The 16,137-nt window shown below is 72.1% G+C and carries 9 protein-coding genes, 1 tRNA gene and 1 pseudogene; 8 read left to right on the forward strand and 3 right to left on the reverse strand.

Annotation, left to right across the window (positions count from 1 at the left end; genetic code table 11):
- Nucleotides 1-446 precede the first annotated feature (446 nt).
- Nucleotides 447-2,669 carry an ATP-binding protein gene (locus tag AB0G17_RS26450; RefSeq protein ID WP_361387736.1) on the forward strand — a complete coding sequence of 741 codons (2,223 nt, stop codon included), beginning with the start codon at nucleotides 447-449 and terminating at the stop codon, nucleotides 2,667-2,669.
- 76 nt (nucleotides 2,670-2,745) lie between these two features.
- On the opposite strand, the gene AB0G17_RS26455 is transcribed toward AB0G17_RS26450, so the two are convergent.
- The 3 genes from AB0G17_RS26455 to AB0G17_RS26465 all read right to left on the reverse strand — a co-directional run bounded on the left by AB0G17_RS26455 (nucleotide 2,746) and on the right by AB0G17_RS26465 (nucleotide 5,572).
- Nucleotides 2,746-4,086 (reverse strand): hypothetical protein, encoded by a 1,341-nt coding sequence (locus AB0G17_RS26455; RefSeq protein WP_361387739.1) that lies wholly within the window; start codon nucleotides 4,084-4,086, stop codon nucleotides 2,746-2,748.
- 571 nt (nucleotides 4,087-4,657) lie between these two features.
- The gene (locus tag AB0G17_RS26460) at nucleotides 4,658-5,167 is read right to left on the reverse strand and encodes a hypothetical protein (protein WP_361387742.1); all 510 of its coding nucleotides are present in this window, start codon (nucleotides 5,165-5,167) and stop codon (nucleotides 4,658-4,660) included.
- A 332-nt stretch (nucleotides 5,168-5,499) separates the two neighbouring features.
- Nucleotides 5,500-5,572: transfer RNA gene (locus AB0G17_RS26465), tRNA-Arg, on the reverse strand.
- Nucleotides 5,573-5,914: 342 nt separating this feature from the next.
- On the opposite strand from AB0G17_RS26465, the gene AB0G17_RS26470 reads away from it, so the two are divergent.
- The 7 genes and pseudogenes from AB0G17_RS26470 to AB0G17_RS26500 all read left to right on the forward strand — a co-directional run bounded on the left by AB0G17_RS26470 (nucleotide 5,915) and on the right by AB0G17_RS26500 (nucleotide 15,925).
- Nucleotides 5,915-7,513, forward strand: coding sequence for a dynamin family protein (locus AB0G17_RS26470; RefSeq protein ID WP_361387745.1), 1,599 nt, complete (start codon nucleotides 5,915-5,917; stop codon nucleotides 7,511-7,513).
- A gap of 740 nt (nucleotides 7,514-8,253) precedes the next feature.
- Entirely contained in the window at nucleotides 8,254-10,209 is a 1,956-nt protein-coding gene (locus tag AB0G17_RS26475) for a GTPase (RefSeq protein ID WP_361387748.1), read from the forward strand.
- Nucleotides 10,210-10,586: 377 nt separating this feature from the next.
- Complete coding sequence (locus tag AB0G17_RS26480) at nucleotides 10,587-11,189, forward strand: single-stranded DNA-binding protein (RefSeq protein WP_361387751.1); 603 nt, start codon at nucleotides 10,587-10,589, stop codon at nucleotides 11,187-11,189.
- 300 nt (nucleotides 11,190-11,489) lie between these two features.
- Nucleotides 11,490-12,845 (forward strand): LAETG motif-containing sortase-dependent surface protein, encoded by a 1,356-nt coding sequence (locus AB0G17_RS26485; RefSeq protein ID WP_361387754.1) that lies wholly within the window; start codon nucleotides 11,490-11,492, stop codon nucleotides 12,843-12,845.
- Nucleotides 12,846-13,056: 211 nt separating this feature from the next.
- Nucleotides 13,057-14,721 carry an energy-dependent translational throttle protein EttA gene (ettA, locus tag AB0G17_RS26490; RefSeq protein WP_361387757.1) on the forward strand — a complete coding sequence of 555 codons (1,665 nt, stop codon included), beginning with the start codon at nucleotides 13,057-13,059 and terminating at the stop codon, nucleotides 14,719-14,721.
- Nucleotides 14,722-14,726: 5 nt separating this feature from the next.
- Nucleotides 14,727-15,125: pseudogene (locus AB0G17_RS26495) on the forward strand (thioesterase family protein); the annotation flags it as partial.
- Between the two features lie 146 nt (nucleotides 15,126-15,271).
- Complete coding sequence (locus AB0G17_RS26500) at nucleotides 15,272-15,925, forward strand: hypothetical protein (RefSeq protein ID WP_361387760.1); 654 nt, start codon at nucleotides 15,272-15,274, stop codon at nucleotides 15,923-15,925.
- Nucleotides 15,926-16,137 lie beyond the last annotated feature (212 nt).

A 16,137-nucleotide genomic window follows, 5' to 3' on the forward strand; every position in this document is an offset into this window, starting at 1 on the left:
TCCGTAGCATTGATCACTCCACGGGCAACAGTAGGGAGCCGGGTGCGCAAGTGCGCAGGGAACAGGGCGGGTTTGGCCAAGGGGCCTGCCTACTTCAAGTGGCCGTCCGCCCTTGGCGCTGCAGCCGCGCCGGCCCTGAGGCCGTGGTCCCATCGATCACGGCGACATCGCTTCATCTCTGGACAGTGTCGATCTTGCGTCGGTTGGGCTGGTTGCCGTGTTTGGTGGTCGCGGCCCGGTGACAGCCTTACCGAGCGTGAGTCGGGAGACGGCCGGGCTGGGGGCGACGGGTGCGTTCGCGCCATGGACTCCTCGGCCAAGCGCAGTTGACGAGCTCAAACCTTTCCACGGGCTGTGGTCGCGGCGATACAGTCCGGCGGAAGGCCGGATCAGTGACCACGTCGGGTCGGTGGCGCGGTCGCATCGGTGACAGGGGAGGGGCGGACGTGCTGGAGACCGTGGCGTTGAGTGTGCTGACGTCCTTTCTCACCTCCGCGTGGAACGGCGCGGCAGGCGAGATGGGCAAGAACACCCTCCTGTCGGCCGGGGCGTTGGCGAGAAGGACCCTGGGGCGGGAGACGCCGATGCCGTCCGGCCCGGAGGAGTGGCAGGCGCTGGCGGGGCAGCTGCACGCGCGGCTGGGCCAGGACCCCCAGCGGGCGGGCGAGTGGGCGCTGCTCCTGCGGAGCCTCCCCGACCAGGCCTTACCCCTGGCCCCGGCGGCCGGACTCCCACCGGCGTCAAGGGACTTCACCAACCACCAGAAGGTCCTGAAACAGCTGAAGCGCGAGGCGACCCGCCCCGCCGCCGGGCGGCCGCGCGTCGCCCTGCTCCACGGGCCGCCGGGGATCGGCACCACGGCGGTGGCGCTGCACTTCGGCGCGGTGCTCTACGCCCAGTTCCCCGACGGGCAGTTCTACGTCGACCTGCGTGACCCCTCAGGGGGGCACGGCCCGGAGCCTGCCGCTGTTCTGCTCCGTCTGCTGCGGCAGATGGGCGTTCCGCCGGAGCGGATGCCGCCGTCCGCCTCGGGCCGTGAAGAGCTCTACCGTCACCTGACCGCGGGCCGCCGGGCCCTGGTGGTGGTCGACCACGTCTCCTCGGCCGCCCAGGTCCGCGCCCTCGTCCCGGCCACGCCCGATGTCCTCCTGCTGGTGGTCGTCTCCGGCCGCCCCTTCGCCCTGGAGGCCGAACGCGTCCCCGTACCTCCCCTGAGCGACCGGTACGCGGTACGGATGCTGCGGAAGGCGGCCGGGCCGGAGAACGTCGCGCGCGTCAAGGCCCGGATGCCGGAGCTGCTGGAGCGGTGCGGGGGGAACGCTTTCGCGTTGAAGGCGGAGGCGTTGCGTCTGCGGGCCGAGGAGGATGACCCGGAGCCGGACACCGGAAGGCCGGACGCCGGAGGGCCGGGGGACGGGGCAGGGGGAGCGCCGGGCCGCGATCCCGTACGCGACCCGGGCCGCGATCCCGTACGTAACCCGGTCCGTGATCCCGTACGTAACCCGGTCCGCGACGCCGTCCAGAGCGCCTGCGACCGCCTCCGCCCGCAGACGGCGCGCCTCCTCCGGCTGACGGCGCTGGGCGGCTGGCCCTCCATCGACGCCCATCTCGCCGGCGCGGCCGCGGACGTCCTGCCCGGCGAGGCGGCCCGGATGCTCACCGAGGCCTTGGACGTCCAGTTGCTGGATCCCGATCCGGCAGGGGACGACCGCTACCGCTTCCGTCCCGAGGTACGGCGTTTTCTGGCCGACACCGCGGGCCCGGAGCACGGCGTTCCCGAGTGCTCCGCCGCTGTGGGTCGCGCCCTCGACGCCCTGCTGAACCGTGCCCTGCACGCGGCCCATGCCGCATTGCCGCAGAGCTGGCGCACCGAGCCCGCGCCGGAGGACGGGGTCCCGTACCGCGATGAAGCGCAGGGCGTGGCGGTGCTGGCGGCGGAGCTCGGCAATCTGGTGCGAGCGGTGTCCGTGGCCGTGGAGTACCAGCACGTCACGACGGCGCTACGGTTGGCCCGCGCCCTGTGGCCGCTCCAGCTGAAGGCGGGCTACTGGGACGACGTACTGCCGGCGCTGCGCCTGGCGGCCCGGTGTGCCGACGAGCGCCGACCTCGTTCCCGTACGGCGGCGGGGCTCCACTTCCAGCTCGGCCACTGCCTGGGAGAACTCAAGCGGTGGGAGGAAGCCGACCGCGAGGCGCGCGCCGCCGTCGACTGCGAGCGTGCGTCGGGACACGTACGGGGCGAGGCCTCGTCGGTCGAGTTGCTGGGGCTCCTGCATCTGTACAACTGGCAGTACGAGGCCGCCTACGAGCGGTTCGTCGAGGCCGAGCGCATCTACCGGCGGATCGCTCCCGGGCAGGAGGGCGCGCAGGACGTGCCGCGCGCCCTCGCGCTGGCCGAGCGCCACCAGGGGCGTGCCCTGCGGGGCATGGGGAGGCTGACGGAGTCGCAGCGGCTGCTGGAGTCCGCGGCGGACTTCTTCAAGGAGCGGGGAGAGAGCTACAACCGTGCCCGCGCTCTCACGGACCTGGCCGAGACGCTCCACGACGCGCACGCGTACGCCGAGGCGCTGACGAGGATCACCGAGGCGGAGGGCCTGCTCCCTCCGGAGGCCGCGCCGCACCTGCGGTATCTCGCGGGGTTGCGGGTGCGCTGCGAGGACGGCGGCTGACAGGCCGTCACGGTCGAGTCGGCACGGTCGAGTCGGCACGGTCGAGTCATCACGGGCGACCGTCACGGCCGGGCCGTCAGCGCGACCAGGCGGCCTGTTGGAGGCCGTCACGGCGACCAGGCGGCCCGTTCGGGGCCGTCACGGCGACCGGGTGCACGCCAGCGGCAACGTGCACCCGAAGCGTGACGACACCGCCGGGCGGCACGCCGCCGCCGCTCGCCAGCCACGCGTACAGTGCCGAGGCATACGCCGCCGGATCCGCGCCCGCGCCCGGATCCGGGTCCGCGCCCGGACGTGCGGTCATCCGGAGCAAACCGTGTTCCCGGCTGCGTACGGTGCAGTCGTGCGGGCCGGTCACGTACGCGGCCATCGCACACTGCGCGTGCCGCCCCAGGGCCTCGGCCGTCCACACCTCCGGGCCGCCCAGGCGCGGATCGTCCGGCGGTCCCTCGCGCACGATCACGTCCGCCAGCTCCAGGCTGCCCGGATCCCGGGTCTCCTCGTGCACCGCGAGGTGCGTGTCGCCGACCGCGTCGTAGGGGTGCTCGGTGGCCCGCTCGACCACGATGTCGGTGCCCGCGACGCGCGTGAGCACGCGCAGCGGAACGGTTCGCCGCGGCGGGTCGTACGGTGGCAGGGGCAGCGGTTCCAGCAGCGCGGGGGACGTGGGCTCGGGAAGGTCCATCAGCGCGTAGAAATGCCGCCGCAGGAGCGCCGCCGAGGCGCCCGGGGCCGAGGTGACGAACTCCGCCGGGTCGGCGGCCGGGCGGTGAGCGGCCAGCAGCCGCTCCACCTGAGGCCGCAGCGGCCCGTACGGATCGAGCCGCGGCGCGTCGCGGACGAACGCGGCGAGCGGCGTCTCGGGGTCCAGCCGATCCTGCCCGTCGGCTGCCAGCAGCACGGGGGTGCCCAGAGCGGACGCGTAGTACGAGACGGCACCGAAGTCACCGATGACGGCGTCGGCCGCCAGCAGGGCCTGCCGCCAGGCGTGAGCGGGGTCGATCAGGGTCAGCCCGCTGCGCAGGGCCTGGTCCAGCCAAGCCCGGAGCTGGCCGGGCCCGTGCCCGTACCAGATGTTCGGGTGCAGTACGGCAGCGAGCCGGTAGTCGTCGGCGGGCAACTCGGCGGCGAGCCGGGGAAGGAGACTCGGGAACACGTCCTGACCGCCCCCGCCCGTGTGGCCGCTACCGCCCCCGCTACCGCTGCCGCTGCCGAAGAACCCCTCCGGATTCCACGTGGAGTTCAGTACGACGAGCCGTTGGCCCCGTCGTACGCCCAGGGCTCGTCGGAAGCGGTCGCGGTACGGGCGCGCGGCGAGCATCCGGTCGAAGCAGGGGTCGCCGGCGAGCACGGAGACGTCCACGGCTTCCGGGCACACGCGGCGCAGCCGCTCCAGCTGTTCCGGATGCGACAGCACGAGGCCGTCCATGAACGGCTTGCCGTCCGCCAGGAGCCACTCCGGAGACAGCCCGAACGTCGGCTCCCGGCTCCCGGCTCCCGGCTCCCGGCTCCCGGCTCCCGGCTCCCGGCTCCCGGCTCCCGGCTCCCGGCTCCCGGCTCCCGGCTCCCGGGCTTGGTTAGTTTCTTAGTATATCCAACTCCATGAGAAATAATAGTCAACTTGCCCTGAATTGACGGGAGTTCCCCGCCGAAACTGGCGGATACCGCAAGGTCCACCGGCGTTGAAAGGGCTTGCGCCCAAGGCAGCACGGGGAGGCCCAGGTCGGCGAAGAGTTCCTCGACTCCGTCCTGGAAGGCGGAGGACCCCGTGGAGGTGACGAGCAACTGCACCCGGAAGTCGTCGTGGAACAGCGACACCACGTCCAGGAGGCGCCCGGCGGAGGTGACGTTGTGGACCACCAGCAGAACCCGACGCCGAGTCGTACGGCTGGTCCAACGCTCCGACTCGTGCCCGACCGGCACGCGTATCGGCAGGGGTTCAGCCCGCACGTGTGCCCCTCCCGAGGGTGTGTGGCGCTACCACGCGATCACTTTAGCCGGGCCGGTGCCCGGCGCCGGTAGTACGCGATCGCCGACACCGCCAGCAGCGGGGCCCAGGCGAGCAACGGGAGGTAACAGGCGACGAGGACGACCTCCTGGGCCGCGGAGTTCGTGAGGCTGCCCGACGCCAGGCTGTTGGACTGGACGGTGCCGACCACGATGCTCAGGAGGAACAGCACGGCCGCACCCAGCAGCGCCGGTATCGCGGCTGCGAGCGGGCGCACCGGACGGCCGCCGATCAGTGGGATCCAGCGAGGCGCGACCTCGCCCCACGGCTGTACCAGGCCGAGTGCGAGCAGGGCGAGCCCTTCGGAGACCGCCGTCAGCGTGAGGACGTACGCCACGCCCCAGCCGGTGCGGACGGGCTCCGAGGCCACCGGGAGTCCGGCGACCAGGGCGATCCGCCACAACCCCGACGGCAGGGTGACCAGGGGCACGGCGTAGGCGGCGAGGGCGGCCCAGCGCGGCACATCGGGCAGTACGTTCCTTCTCAGCATGTGATCCATTCTCATCACGAGGACGTCGCCGCCCCTCCCCCTGCGGGGTCAACCACCTCCCCCGCACGGGGGAGACGCGTGGACGGTCAGGCTTTGCGGGGGCGGGGCACCGCATCCTCGGCCGACCGGCCGGGCCGGGTGATCCAGGGTGCAGGTGCACAGGACGGAGGCCGCCCAGCGCTCGTGGATCTCCATATGCTCCGGACCCTCCCCGCGCCCTCACAGGGCCCGGATCCGACGCTTACGCGGGCTCTACGGCCCACTCGCTACGGTGCTGCCGAGCAGCAAAAAGGCCCTCCTGGAGGGAGGGCCTGACACTGCATGGGCTGGAGCGCCCCCGGCAGGACTCGAACCTGCGGCCAAGCGCTTAGAAGGCGCCTGCTCTATCCACTGAGCTACGGGGGCCGGATGGCGGCCGCGGTGGCCTGGAGCCCCCGGGCGGGCAAGGGTGTGGTCCGGAGCTGGCTCCGGGCTGTGACCTTGCCGGGGACAAGGATAGGGCTCCTCTCGCCTCGTCCCGTTTGCTTCACCTGCGTGGCACGATGTGGAGGTTCGGTGAAGCGAACCGATAATCGCAGGCGAGCGCGGAAGACGCAGCGCTTTTGACGCTCGTGGCGCCGGGTGTTGTGCACTCGTTATGCCTGCGTCCCACTCATCCCGTCTGTCCCGTGTGTCCGATCGGCGCGCGAAGGCTTCCATACGCTTCAAAAAGGCGCCAAAATTGGGCATTCTTCGCATGTGGTGACCTTGGACGTACGGCCTCAGCTCATCGACGCACTCTCCGCCCTGCGCGACAGGGTCGCCGCCGTGCGTCTTCCGCTGCCTCTGCCGGGGGCGGCGCGGGCACGGCAGACCCGGGCCGAGCTGCTCGCGCAGCTCGACGACTATTTGCTGCCCCGGCTCAAAGATCCCGAAGCGCCGCTGCTCGCCGTCGTCGGCGGGTCCACCGGCGCCGGGAAGTCCACCCTCGTCAACTCCCTTGTGGGGCGGCGGGTCAGCGAGGCCGGTGTGCTGCGGCCGACGACCCGCACCCCCGTACTCGTCTGCCACCCCGACGACCACCACTGGTTCACCGAGATCCGCGTACTGCCCCAGCTCACCCGCGTATGGCTGCCCCAGCAGAACGAAGAAGCGGAGGTGGAGGAGGGCATCGGGGGCAATGACGCGGAGAACTCGCTGCGGGTCGAGACCTCGCGGAACCTGCCCGTCGGGCTCGCCCTGCTCGACGCGCCCGACATCGACTCACTCGTCGTCAGCAACCGTCTGCTCGCCGCCCAGCTGATCTGCGCCGCCGACATCTGGGTGATGGTGACGACCGCCTCGCGGTACGCGGACGCCGTGCCGTGGCACCTGCTGCGTACGGCCAAGGAGTACAAGGCCACGCTGGTCACCGTCCTCGACCGGGTGCCGCACCAGGTCATCGGTGAGGTCTCCCGGCAGTACGCGGCGCTCCTGACCAAGGCCGGGCTCGGTGAGGTGCCCCGCTTCACCATCCCCGAGCTGCCCGAATCGGCCGGTGGCGGAAGCGGATTGCTGCCCTCCACCGCAGTCGCCCCGCTGGGCCAGTGGCTCACCCACCGGGCGCAGGACCCGGCCGCCCGGCAGCAGGCCGTCGTCCGTACCGCTGTCGGCGTCATCGACTCGCTCAACGCCCGTATGCCCGAGCTCGCCTCCGCCGTCGCCGCCCAGTACGCCGCCGCCGTACGGATGACGAGTGCGGTCGAGGGAGCGTACGAGCGGGAAGGGGCACGAGTGCGGCGCAGGCTGCAGGCGGGGGGCGTACTCGCCGGGGACGCGCTCACGCGCTGGCGTGCGTACCCCCGGGACGCGACCTCCGTCGAGCTCCTCGACGCGCTCTGCGAGAGCCTCGCCGAGCTGCTCGGGTGCGCCGCGGACGCCGCCGACGAACGGGTCCGCGTGGCCTGGGGCCGCGAACCCGCGGCCGCCCAGCTGGCCGCGCGCGTACGGGACCGCGAGACCGGTGAGCGCATCGAGCTCGCCGTACGGCGCTGGCGCCGGGTCCTGGAGGAGCTGGCCGAGGAAGAGGTACGGGAGATGGACCGGGCCGTCGCGCCCTCCTCCGACACCGTGGCGGCCCTGCTGGCGGCCGCGCTCCTCGGTGGCCGGCGCGCCCGCGGGGCCGGGGAACGGCTTGCCGAACGCATCGGCGCCCAGCGTGCGCTGCGCCTGCGCGACCAGGGCGGCGAGCTGGTCACGACGTACATCGACCGTGTCCTGAACGCCGAACGCGACCGCCGGCTCGCCCCCCTGGACGCGCTCCGGGTGACCCCCGAGCCCCAGGCCGGGCTGATCGCCGCGCTGTCCCTACTGCAGAAGGAGAGGTGAGCGGGGTGACCGCTCTGACGGATCGGCCGGGGGCCGACCAGCCCGGCTCCGACCAGCCCGAGTCCGGAGGGCCCGAGTCGGGACGGCCCGCCTCCGCCCCGCCTGAGGCCGACCAGCCCGCCTCCGAAGGTCCCGAGTCCGACCGGCCCGAGTCGGAGTCGGAGTCGGAGTCGGAGCCGGGGCAGCCGGAGGCCGGGCAGGCGGCGTCGGGGCGGGCCGAGTCCGGACGGTCGGAGTCAGAGTCGGAGTCGGAGTCCGAAGCGCCGGACTCCGGGGCCGAGCCCGTGTCTCCTCGGCCGGGCTCCGGCGGTCCCGACGCAGGTGGGGGCCCGTCAGCGCAGCCGGCGACTCTGTCCCTGACGGTCGAAGTACGGGCCGCCGGGCGACCCCCGATCGGCCTACTGGAGGCCGCCGGTCCTACCTCGGGGTGGCTCGGCTTCGACCGCCCGTGGGCCGAGCGCCCGCCTGCCCGGCGGCCGGAGCCGCCTGAGCGGACAGCTCTGCGTGAGGCCGACACGCCCGAACGCAGCACGCCTGGAGCCGACGCCCGACCCGGCGACAAGCCCGAATCCGAGACGTCCGAACCCGAATCGCCCGGGGCTAAGACGTCCGAACCCGAATCGCCCGGGGCTAAGACGTCCGAACCCGAATCGCCCGGGGCTAAGACGTCCGAACCCGAATCGCCCGCCGCCAAGACGTCCGCCCCCGACACGCCCGGGGCCAAGACGAAAGAAGTCGACATGTCGGCGGCCGGAACAGCCCAGCCCCCAGCCTCCGCCGCACCCGGAAAGAGTCGTCCCACCCGAAGCACCCCCGCCACCCGCACCCGCACTGACACACCCCCGCGTCCCGAATCGCCCCCCACGACCCCACCGGCGACCCCACCGGCACCGAGCCGCGCAGCAGCGCTCCCGCCGGTCCCGGCCCGACCGACCCGCGCCCCGTCCCGCCGCGCCCCCGACGCCCACGCGGCAGACGGAGCCGCCGCACCCGCCTGGGACGACGGGTTGATCGCTCGACGGGTCAACGAGCCGGCCGAGGACGAGGTTCCCGTCGAGGAACCCGAGCCGGTCGAGGCGTACGTACCCATCGGCGGGCCCTACGGAAGCGAGCTGCGCGGGCGCCTTGAGGCCCTGCGCGAGCTCGTCGGGCTGTCGCGGACGCGGCTCGACGGCAAGACGCTGGCCGAGGCGGGCCGCGTACTCGACGAGGCCGCCGCGCGGCAGCGACTGTCCGCGCGGCACACGGTCGTGGCCATCGCCGGAGCCACCGGCAGCGGCAAGTCGACACTGTTCAACGCCCTGGCTGGTACGCACATTTCAGAGACCGGGCTGCGTCGCCCCACCACCGGCGCGCCGATCGCGTGCAGTTGGACGGACGGGGCCGCGGGCCTGCTGGACCGGCTCGGGCTGCCGGGGCGGCTGCGGCGCAGGCCGCTGCCCACCGACCCGAACGCCGAGGCCCTGCAGGGGCTGGTCCTCGTCGACCTGCCCGACCTCGACTCGGCGGTCGTCGAACACCGCCGCCAGGCCGACCGCGTACTGGCGCTCGTCGACGCGGTGGTCTGGGTCGTCGACCCGGAGAAGTACGCGGACGCCGTGCTCCACGAGCGGTATCTGCGACCGCTGGCCGGGCACGCCGAGGTCACGTTCGTCGTGCTCAACCAGGTGGACCGGCTGCCCGGTGACGCCGCCGACCAGGTGCTCGACGATCTGCGCCGCCTCCTCGACGAGGACGGCATGGCGGTCGGCGAGCACGGCGAACCCGGCGCCACCGTGGTGTCCCTCTCCGCCCTCACCGGCCAGGGAGTCGGTGAACTGCGCGACCTCCTCAGCCGGTTCGTGCAGGAGCGCGGCGCTCCGGAACGCCGTGTGTCGGCCGATCTGGACGCGGCCGCCGCCGAACTGCGTCCGGTGTACGTCGCGGCCGGCCGTACGGGGCTCGACGAGCGGGCCCGGGAGGCGTTCACCGACCGGCTCGCCGCCGCTGTGGGCGCGGCCGCGGCGGGGGAGGCGGCCGAGCGCGAGTGGCGCCGCAACGCCGGCCGCGCCTGCGGCACCCCGTGGCTGCGGCTCTGGCGCTGGTACGAGGGGATCCGCATCCCGGGCCGCGAGTCGCCCCAGCCCGTTCCTCCTCCGGAGGAGGAGGTGACGGCTCGCCAGCGGGTCGAACAGGCCGTACGCCTGGTCGCGGACGAGGCGGCCACCGGACTGCCCGCCCCCTGGGCGCAGGCGGTACGGGAGGCGGCGGTGCGCGGCGCCGAGGGGCTCCCCCAGGCCCTCGACGAGCTGGCGGTACGGGCGGAGCTCGAACGGGGCACCTCGCCCAGGCCCGCCTGGTGGCCCGCGGCCGTGCTGGTACAGGCGGCCATGACGCTGGTGCAGATCGTGGGCGGGCTCTGGCTCGTCGGCCAGATCGCGGGCGTGCTGGAGCCCGGCCTGTTGGTGCCCGCGCTGGTGATGCTGGCGGGGATCGTCGGGGGCCCGCTGGTCGAGTGGGCCTGCGGGGTCGCGGCGCGCGGGCCCGGCCGGCGGTACGGGCAGGAGGCCGAGCGGCGGTTGCGGGAGGCGGCGGCCGGGTGCGGCCGGGCGAGGGTCCTGGACCCGATCGCGGCGGAGCTGCTGCGCTACCGCGAGGTGCGCGAGCAGTACGTGGCGGTGCGCGGTGGGACGGGGGTGCGGGCGGGGGTGTCGTGAGGGGGTGCCGTGAGGTGAGTGATGTGAGAGGTGTGCCGTGAGGTGAGTGATGTGAGAGGTGTGGCATGAAGTGAGTGATGTGAGAGGTGCAGCGTGACGAGAGTGACCTGACATGTGCGACGTGACGAGAGTGACGTGAGGCGATCGGGGCGCGCTCCGCGAGGCACCCCGCCCAGCCCTCAACCCCCGTACGAGTGACGAGGTTTTCCACAACCGCTGGGTGGTCCACAGCCCCCGGCACGAGGTCCTCCGTCCGGTCCAGCATGGAGATCGACAGCGCAAGGGTTCGATCGGCCGCCTGGGCCGGACGGAGCCGCGATGGGGAAGCCGTGCGCGCGACGGGCGCGCGCGGCAGGCATGACGGGGGAGTGGTGGGGATGAACGACACGCTGGTGACGCTGGTGGGCAACGCCGCGACGCGGGTGGAGTACCGGGAGACGGCGACGGGCGGAGTGGCCCGGTTCCGGCTGGCGGTGACTCCGCGCCGGTTCGATCGGCAGAAGGACGCCTGGGTGGACGGGCACTCCAGTTTCTACACGGTCCGGGCCTGGCGGACGCTGGGGCTGAACCTGGCGAGCTCGGTCGCCGTGGGCGAACCGCTGGTGGTGCACGGCAGGTTGCGGGTGCGTGACGAGGACCAGGACGGACAGCGCAGATTCTCGGCGGACGTCGAGGCGATCGCGGTGGGCCACGATCTGACGCGGGGGACGTCGGCGTTCCGGCGCGTGATGAAGGCGAACCCGTCCCTGACGGATTCGTCCCCGGCGGACCCGTTTCTGACGGCTCCGCCCCCGACTTCGCCCCCGCCCTCGACGGCGACTTCGGCGACTTCGGCGACGGCCGGAACGGGCGGTGCGGATGTGGTAGCGGGGGGTGACGAGGCTGCTGGGGCGAGGCCCGGAGGGGCCGGAGAAAGCCCTGGTGAGGGGCGCGGGGCGGCTCCCGCGGAGCCACCCGCCGTGGCTGCCGCAGCGCCCTGAACGCCCCGTTCTGTGCCGGAGATTTGTCGATATCTCCAGGTGGAGAGTGGTGCGAGCGATAACGATTCCGATTCGGAATGGTTATCTGATCGCATGACAGGGGATCAGGAGGCCCGACCTCCATAGGATTCCCGTTACTCACGGGGCACTTGAGTCAGCAGGCGAGGCACTTCCCCCACGCGCACGTACGCGAAAGCTCCTCGCCCGAAGGGGAATTCTGTGTTTTCAGTCGTTCACGGGCTTTCTGTACCCAAGTCTGTACGCAAGCGCGGCGCCGCACGCCTCGCTGCCGCTGTCGCCGTGTCGGGTCTGGTCGCCGGCGGCGCCATAGCCGGCGCGGGCACGGCCGTCGCCGACACGCCCGGCCAGCAGCACCAGGGCGGCGCGGTCGCCACCATCAAGGGCCTGGACCCGGACGCCTCGGGCAAGGCCGTCATCCACCAGCAGGGCGGCGACCGGCCGGTCTCGGCCGGTCTGTTCCAGATGGTCGTCGACGGCGGCGGCACCCTGCGTACGTACTGCATCGACATCCACAACCCGACCCAGCCCGCCGCGAAGTACCAGGAGACCCCCTGGAGCGGCACCTCGCTGAGCGGCAACCCCGACGCGGGCAAGATCCGCTGGATCCTTGAGCACTCGTACCCGCAGGTGAACGACCTGACCGCGCTCGCCAAGTCGGCCGGCCTCAAGGGCCAGCTGACCAACGGCACGGCCGCCGCGGCCACCCAGGTCGCCATCTGGCGCTACTCGGACCACGCCCAGGTCGACGCGGTGGACACGCAGGCCAAGGACCTGGCGGACTGGCTGACCAAGTCCGCACAGAACGTGGGCGAGCCCAAGGCGTCGCTGACCCTCGACAACCCGGCGGTCTCCGGCAAGGCGGGCTCCAAGCTCGGCCCGGTGACCGTCCACACCAACGCCGACAAGGTCACGGTGAGCCCGTCCGAGGAGCTCAAGGCGGCCGGCGTCAAGGTCGTCGACAAGGCGGGCAAGGCCGCCACGACCGCCAAGAACGGCTCGCAGCTCTTCTTCGACGTGCCCGCGGGCGCCCAGCCTGGCTCCGGCTCGCTGACCGTCCAGGCCACCACCCAGGTGCCGGTCGGCCGTGCGTTCGCCAGTGAGTCCAAGAGCCAGACGCAGATCCTCGCCGGCTCCAGCGACTCCACGGTGACCGCCGCCGCCAAGGCGACCTGGGCCAAGCAGGGTGCCATTCCGGCCCTGACGGCCGCGAAGAACTGCGCCAAGGGCGGCGTGGACGTCACGGCGACCAACAAGGGCGACGAGGCGTTCACCTTCAAGCTGGCCGGCTTCTCGTACACGATCGACGCCGGCAAGTCGAAGACCGTCACCGTGCCGGTCGCCGAGGACCAGGCCTACGACTTCGTGATCACCGGGCCGAACGGCTTCAAGCAGGAGTTCAAGGGCGTCCTGGACTGCAAGACCGCCGGTACCCCCAGCACCAAGCCGTCGTCGCAGCCCAGCCCCGCCTCCGCGGGCGGCACCTCGTCCGGCTCCACCACCGGTGGTGACCTCGCCGAGACCGGTTCCTCCAGCTCGACGCCGATGATCGCGGGCGTCGCTGTCGCCCTGGTCGTCATAGGCGGCGGCGCGGTGTTCTTCCTCCGCCGCAAGAAGGCCGGGACCGCTGGGCACTGACCCCCGCGGCTCTGAGACACGGCACCGTGGACTCAGAGTGACCACCCTGTGACAGTGGCCCCGGTGAGCGCAGGCGCACCGGGGCCACTGGCGTTCCCGGGCGCCGCCGGGCCGGGTCCCGTGGAAGTACCCGTTTCCGCCTGGGGGTGGCGGTACGGCAAGATGGGGTGTATCTGCCCACAGCCCGATTCACACTGCCGGACGGTTTCTCTTGGCTGAGTACATCTACACCATGCGCAAGACGCGCAAGGCGCACGGCGACAAGGTGATCCTTGACGACGTCACGCTGAGCTTCCTGCCCGGCGCGAAGATCGGTGTGGTCGGTCCCAACGGTGCCGGTAAGTCCACCGTTCTGAAGATCATGGCGGGCCTTGAGCAGCCCTCCAACGGTGACGCCTTCCTGTCGCCGGGCTTCAGCGTCGGCATCCTCATGCAGGAGCCGCAGCTCGACGAGTCCAAGACGGTCCTGGAGAACGTACAGGACGGCGCCGCCGAGATCATGGGCAAGCTCAAGCGCTTCAACGAGGTCGCCGAGCTCATGGCGACGGACTACTCGGACGCGCTCCTCGAGGAGATGGGCAAGCTCCAGGAGGACCTCGACCACGCCAACGCCTGGGACCTCGACGCCCAGCTGGAGCAGGCCATGGACGCGCTGGGCTGCCCGCCCGGCGACTGGCCTGTGGTCAACCTCTCCGGTGGCGAGAAGCGCCGCGTCGCGCTCTGCAAGCTGCTGATCGAGGCGCCCGACCTGCTCCTCCTCGACGAGCCCACCAACCACCTCGACGCCGAGTCGGTGAACTGGCTGGAGCAGCACCTCTCGAAGTACGCGGGCGCCGTCGTCGCGGTCACCCACGACCGGTACTTCCTGAACAACGTCGCCGAGTGGATCCTGGAGCTCGACCGCGGCCGCGCGATCCCGTACGAGGGCAACTACTCCACGTACCTCGACAAGAAGGCCTCGCGCCTCAAGGTCGAGGGCCGCAAGGACGAGAAGCGCGCCAAGCGGCTCAAGGAAGAGCTGGAGTGGGTCCGCTCCAACGCCAAGGGCCGGCAGACCAAGTCCAAGGCGCGCCTCGCCCGTTACGAGGAGATGGCGGCCGAGGCCGACAAGATGCGGAAGCTGGACTTCGAGGAGATCCAGATCCCGCCGGGCCCGCGTCTGGGCTCGATCGTCGTCGAGGTCGAGAACCTCTCCAAGGCCTTCGGCGACAAGGTCCTCATCGACGACCTGTCGTTCACGCTGCCGCGCAACGGCATCGTGGGCGTCATCGGTCCGAACGGCGCGGGCAAGACCACGCTGTTCAAGATGATCCAGGGCCTGGAGACCCCCGACTCGGGCTCCATCCGGGTCGGCGAGACCGTCAAGATCTCGTACGTCGACCAGAGCCGCGCCAACATCGACCCCAAGAAGACCCTCTGGGCCGTGGTGTCGGACGAGCTCGACTACATCAACGTCGGCCAGGTCGAGATGCCGTCGCGCGCGTACGTCAGCGCGTTCGGCTTCAAGGGCCCGGACCAGCAGAAGCCGGCCGGTGTGCTCTCCGGTGGTGAGCGCAACCGCCTCAACCTGGCGCTGACGCTCAAGGAGGGCGGCAACCTGCTGCTCCTCGACGAGCCCACCAACGACCTGGACGTGGAGACGCTGTCCTCGCTGGAGAACGCGCTCCTCGAGTTCCCCGGCGCCGCTGTCGTGATCTCCCACGACCGGTGGTTCCTGGACCGGGTCGCGACGCACATCCTGGCGTACGAGGGCGACTCGAAGTGGTACTGGTTCGAGGGCAACTTCGAGTCGTACGAGAAGAACAAGATCGAGCGGCTCGGGGCCGACGCGGCGCGTCCGCACCGCGCCACCTACAAGAAGCTCACCCGGGGCTGATCTTCTTGGCTCGCCACATCTACAGCTGCCCGCTCCGCTGGTCGGACATGGACGCCTTCGGGCACGTCAACAACGTGGTCTTCCTCCGCTACCTGGAGGAAGCCCGCATCGACTTCATGTTCCGGCTGGCGCCGGGGGACGGCTCGCCGTCGTTCTCGGGTGGGTCCGTGGTGGCCCGGCACGAGATCGACTACGTGCGGCCGCTGGTGCACCGCCACGCACCGGTGACCGTCGAGTCGTGGGTCACCAAGATCGGCGCGGCGTCGCTGACGATCGCGTACGAGATCAAGGATCCCGAGCAGGTGTATGTGCGGGCGTCGACGGTCGTGGTGCCGTTCGACCTCGCGGCGGGGCGGCCTCGGCGGATCACTGCGGAGGAGAAGGCGCTGCTGCAGGAGTACGTCGACGGTTCTGGGGGTGGGGCCGGGGCCGGGGCCCGGGCCTCTAGAGGTGCGTCCAAGGGGGCTTCTGCCGGTTCTGGATCTGGCTCTGGATCTGGCTCTGGATCCGTTGTCGTGGGTGAGCCCTCGGGGTCGGAGCAGGCCGCGGCATGACTGTGAAGCTGGGCTTCGCCGACGCCGGGGAGGTGGCGGATCTCGCCGCCTTCCTGGCGCGGCTGATCCACTACGACCGGTCGGCGGCCGTACGGCTGCAGGCCGGGGGTGGGGCGCTGGCGGTGTTCGGGCGTCCGCCGGCGTTCGAGGTGCTGGCGATTCGTACGGTGCGGCTGGACGCGGTGGTGGAGCTCGACGTCACCGTCTCGGCGGGTGAGCTCCTTGAGGCGCTCGACGAGCCCGCGTCCGCGGTCGTGGTCCCCTCCTCCGTGACCGGCCCGCCGTGGGCGGGCGTGCTGCCGCCGCGCGGTGGCTGGAGCCGGCTGCCCGGGCTGCCGTCGGCTTCGGAGATACGGGGTGCGGTCGGGGCCGCGGTGGCGGAGTTCCGGGCGCGGGACGAGGCGTTGCCGGAGCCGTCGCGTACGCGGGCGGAGCGGGACCGGATCGGGCGGGAGATCTGGTCGCGGACGCTGGGGGTGACGGAGGTGCCGTTGCGGGTGGTGCATGCGGCGCAGTCGCTGGGGTTCCTGCGGGGTGGTGGGGAGTTGGCTTTGCTGGGGGCGGGGCCGTGGTTGCGGCTTCGTACGCCGTATGGGTCGGTTGCGGTTCGGAGGGTGGGGGCTGGGGCGCTGCCGTTGTCTCCGCTTTGAGGGTTCCCCACCCCGCCCCTTCCCTAGACCCTCCGGGGGTGGGTGGGGGTGAAGGTGGCTCTCCCGGGGGCTCCGCCCCCGGACCCCCGTCGCGGGGCCTGCGGCCCCTGCACCCCGCTGCGGGGCTGCGCCCCGGGCCCCTTCGTGTGCGGGCCCGTCTGTGGCTGATCGCGCAGTTCCCCGCGCCCCTAAAGGACCGGTCGTTGGTCACG

This window comes from Streptomyces sp. NPDC023838, from assembly GCF_040639555.1.
Classification (GTDB): Bacteria; Actinomycetota; Actinomycetes; order Streptomycetales; family Streptomycetaceae; genus Streptomyces.

What these genes read in the sequence shown, in the direction of transcription:
- AB0G17_RS26460 (WP_361387742.1), bottom strand. Translation starts at nt 5,167, where the DNA reads ATGCTGAGAAGGAACGTACTGCCCGATGTGCCGCGCTGGGCCGCCCTC.
- AB0G17_RS26475 (WP_361387748.1), top strand. Translation starts at nt 8,254, where the DNA reads ATGTCGGCGGCCGGAACAGCCCAGCCCCCAGCCTCCGCCGCACCCGGA.
- AB0G17_RS26480 (WP_361387751.1), top strand. Translation starts at nt 10,587, where the DNA reads ATGAACGACACGCTGGTGACGCTGGTGGGCAACGCCGCGACGCGGGTG.
- AB0G17_RS26500 (WP_361387760.1), top strand. Translation starts at nt 15,272, where the DNA reads ATGACTGTGAAGCTGGGCTTCGCCGACGCCGGGGAGGTGGCGGATCTC.